The following is a 3,530-nucleotide window of genomic DNA, read 5'->3' on the forward strand; positions in this document are numbered from 1 at the left end:
AGCGTCGGCCTGCAATGGTCGTGGCGCTGACCCGGCCGCGCTGTCTGCCTGGTTAATCGAAGTGCCGCGCACCCTGTAATGCCGTGTGGTGGCTCGACCAACGGTCGGGCCCTACCGTGATGGGGTACCCGACCCACGGTCGGGTACCATGTAGATGTAGCGCCCGACCGTGGGTCGGATTCCGCTTAAAAGGTAGCGCCCGACCGTGGGTCGGGCGACAACAGAATCAAGAGCTCCTCGTGCCCAAGACTTTCCATCGAACAGACCGTGTCTCCGCCCAGCTGCGCCGTGAACTCGGCACCCTGGTGCACAACGCCGTGCGCGAGCACGGGTTGCCCTCGGTGAGCGTGTCCGACGTGGAAATCACCCGCGACATGGCCCATGCCAAGGTGTTCGTCACCGCGCTGATGCCGGAACGTTCTGCCGAAGCCGTGGCCGGCCTGAAGGAGCTGGGCTACCGCCTGCGCATGGACCTGGCCCGGGCGATGAAGCTGCGGCACGTGCCGGAGCTGCATTTCCACTACGACGACTCGGTCGACCGTGGTGAGCACATCGACAACCTCCTGCGCGACCTGCCCGATACGCTGGCCGCGGAGAAGCGTCGCGAGAGCGACGAAGAATAACCGCGCATCGCGCGCACGCCGGGCATGGCCCGGCGCTACCGGCGGCATCCGCCGACATCAACGCCATGACCCGAATTCAGTTCCGCCGCCTGGATGGCATCCTGCTGCTCGACAAGTCGACCGGCATGAGCTCCAACGCCGCTCTGCAGGTGGCGCGCCGCCTGTTCCGTGCCGACAAGGGCGGCCATACCGGCAGCCTCGACCCGCTGGCCACCGGCCTGCTGCCGCTCTGCTTCGGCGAGGCGACCAAGATCGCCGGCCTGCTGCTGGGCTCGGCCAAGGCCTATGACGCGCAGATCCAGCTCGGCCAGACCACCGACACCGACGATTCCGAAGGCCAGGTGCTGCTGCAGCGCCCGGTCCCGGCGATCAACGCCGAGACCCTGCAGGCCGCGCTGGTGCCGCTGACCGGCAGCATCCTGCAGCGCGCACCGATCTATTCGGCGCTCAAGCAGGGCGGGGAGCCGCTGTACGTGAAGGCGCGCCGCGGTGAAGCCATCGAGGCGCCCGAGCGCGAGGTGCAGGTGCACGCCATCGAGGTGCTTGAGCAGCAGGCCGACCGTCTGCGCCTGCGGGTGACCTGTGGCTCGGGCACCTACATCCGCAGCCTGGCCCGCGACCTCGGCGAGGCGCTGGGCTGTGGTGCCCACATCAGTGCCCTGCGCCGGCTGTGGGTCGAACCGTTCCGCGCCCCGGCCATGGTCACCCTTGACCAGCTGCGGGCGATGGCCGAGGCCGGTGACGAGGCGGGTATGGACGCGTTGCTGCTGCCACTGGCGGCCGGCCTGGCTGAATACCCGCGGGTCGACCTGGACGCCGAGCAGGCCCACCGCTTCTGTGTCGGCCAGCGCCAGCGCGATGCAGCCTGGCCGCGCGGCCTGGTGGCGGTGTACGGTCCGGACGCTGCTGTCCATGGCCTGGGGCAGGTCGACGACAGTGGTCTGCTGGCCCCGCAGCGCCGGTTCAACCTCTGACCGGGGCCGGCCGGTTCAGCCCCGGTCCTTGTTCCCGAAGCCCCTGGCCGTTACAATTTCGCGGCCGTTTTCCGGCAGCCTGCCTCGCGCAGGCTTCATCCTCGTAGTCCACGGCGAGCCTGGCGGTGCGCGAAGCGCGTTCCTGCCGGCCACGCATCACAGAGAAAAAAGAACATGTCGATCGACACCCAGAAGGTCATTGAAGACAACAAGCGCAGCGCCGCTGACACCGGCTCCCCGGAAGTCCAGGTTGCCCTGCTGACCGCCCGCATCGAACTGCTGACCGGCCACTTCAAGACCCACAAGAAGGACCACCACAGCCGCCGCGGCCTGCTGCAGATGGTCAACCGCCGTCGCAGCCTGCTCGACTACCTGAAGAAGAAGGACGTCGAGCGTTACAAGGCCCTGATCGAGAAGCTTGGCCTGCGTCGCTAAGCAACGAATCCCCCGCGGCGCAGCGATGCGCCGCGGTTTTGTTTTGTAGTACCGAAATCCCGATTCAGGCCGGAACGATCCGGCCACCCGCTGGCGGCAAGGGTCGCCGACGGTCCAAATTCGCAGACAGCATCCCCAAGGACACCCTCCGTGGCAAAAATCACCAAAACCTTCCAGTACGGCAAGCACACCGTCACGCTTGAGACCGGCGAAGTCGCCCGCCAGGCCAGCGGTGCCGTCATCGTCAAGATGGACGACACCGTACTGCTGGTCACCGCCGTCGCCGCCAAGAGCGCGCGCGAAGGCCAGGACTTCTTCCCGCTGACCGTCGATTATCAGGAAAAGTTCTACGCCGGCGGCCGTATCCCGGGTGGTTTCTTCAAGCGTGAAGGCCGTGCGACCGAGAAGGAAACCCTGATCTCGCGTCTGATCGACCGTCCGATCCGCCCGCTGTTCCCGGAAGACTACAAGAACGAAGTGCAGATCATCGCCACGGTCATGTCGCTCAATCCGGACATCGATGGCGACATCGCTGCCCTGATCGGTGCCTCGGCTGCCCTGTCGCTGGCCGGCACCCCGTTCATGGGCCCGATCGGCGCTGCCAAGGTCGGTTACAAGAACGGCGAGTACATCCTCAACCCGACCGTCAGCGAACTGGCTGACTCGCAGCTGGAACTGGTCGTCGCTGGTACCGCCAATGCCGTGCTGATGGTTGAATCCGAAGCCGCGCTGCTGTCCGAAGAAGTGATGCTGGGCGCCGTGACCTTCGGTCACCGCGAAATGCAGAAGGTCATCAACGCGATCAACGAGCTGACCGTCGAAGCCGGCACCAAGCCGTCGACCTGGGAAGCCCCGGCCAAGAACGACGTGCTGATCGGCGCGCTGAAGGAAGCCATCGGCCCGCGTCTGGGCGAAGCCTTCCAGGTGCGCGACAAGCTGCAGCGCCGCGACGCCATCTCGGCGATCAAGAAGGACGTGGTTGAATCCCTGGCTGGCCGCGTGGCTGCCGAGGGCTGGAACCCGGCCGAGCTGTCGAAGGAATTCGGCGAGCTGGAATACCGCACCATGCGTGACTCGGTGCTGGATACCAAGGTCCGTATCGACGGCCGTGCGCTGGACACCGTCCGCCCGATCGCCGTGAAGACCGGCGTCCTGCCGCGTACCCACGGCTCCTCGCTGTTCACCCGCGGCGAAACCCAGGCCATCGTGACCATCACCCTGGGCACCGCCCGTGACGGCCAGGTCATCGACGCCGTTGCCGGTGAGTACAAGGAAAACTTCCTGTTCCACTACAACTTCCCTCCGTTCTCGGTGGGTGAGTGCGGCCGCATGATGGGCCCGAAGCGCCGCGAAATCGGCCACGGGCGCCTGGCCAAGCGCGGCGTGCTGGCTGTCATGCCGTCGCTGGAATCCTTCCCGTACACCATCCGCGTCGTCTCGGCGGCCGGTCATCGCCGCAGCCACCAGGAAGGTGCCGGTCTCGTTACGGTCGGGCAGC

The 3,530-nt window shown here is 66.5% G+C and carries 4 protein-coding genes; all 4 read left to right on the plus strand.

What is annotated here, in order from left to right:
- Positions 1-239 precede the first annotated feature (239 nt).
- The gene (gene rbfA, locus ACQKDV_RS18790; RefSeq protein WP_019660575.1) at positions 240-623 is read left to right on the plus strand and encodes a 30S ribosome-binding factor RbfA; all 384 of its coding nucleotides are present in this window, start codon (positions 240-242) and stop codon (positions 621-623) included.
- 65 nt (positions 624-688) lie between these two features.
- The gene (gene truB, locus ACQKDV_RS18795; RefSeq protein WP_427785758.1) at positions 689-1,597 is read left to right on the plus strand and encodes a tRNA pseudouridine(55) synthase TruB; all 909 of its coding nucleotides are present in this window, start codon (positions 689-691) and stop codon (positions 1,595-1,597) included.
- A 174-nt stretch (positions 1,598-1,771) separates the two neighbouring features.
- A complete protein-coding gene (gene rpsO, locus ACQKDV_RS18800) occupies positions 1,772-2,032 on the plus strand; it encodes a 30S ribosomal protein S15 (protein WP_005417886.1) in 261 nt (86 codons plus the stop codon).
- Positions 2,033-2,182: 150 nt separating this feature from the next.
- Positions 2,183-3,530: polyribonucleotide nucleotidyltransferase (pnp, locus tag ACQKDV_RS18805; protein ID WP_427785759.1), on the plus strand; the 1,348-nt coding region annotated here is incomplete at its 3' end.

The sequence above is a fragment of the Stenotrophomonas sp. NPDC077659 genome, assembly GCF_050268705.1.
Classification (GTDB): domain Bacteria; phylum Pseudomonadota; class Gammaproteobacteria; order Xanthomonadales; family Xanthomonadaceae; genus Stenotrophomonas.

Bases quoted from the DNA above. Each gene is read 5' to 3' on its own strand.
- truB (WP_427785758.1), top strand. From the start codon at position 689: ATGACCCGAATTCAGTTCCGCCGCCTGGATGGCATCCTGCTGCTCGAC.
- rpsO (WP_005417886.1), top strand. From the start codon at position 1,772: ATGTCGATCGACACCCAGAAGGTCATTGAAGACAACAAGCGCAGCGCC.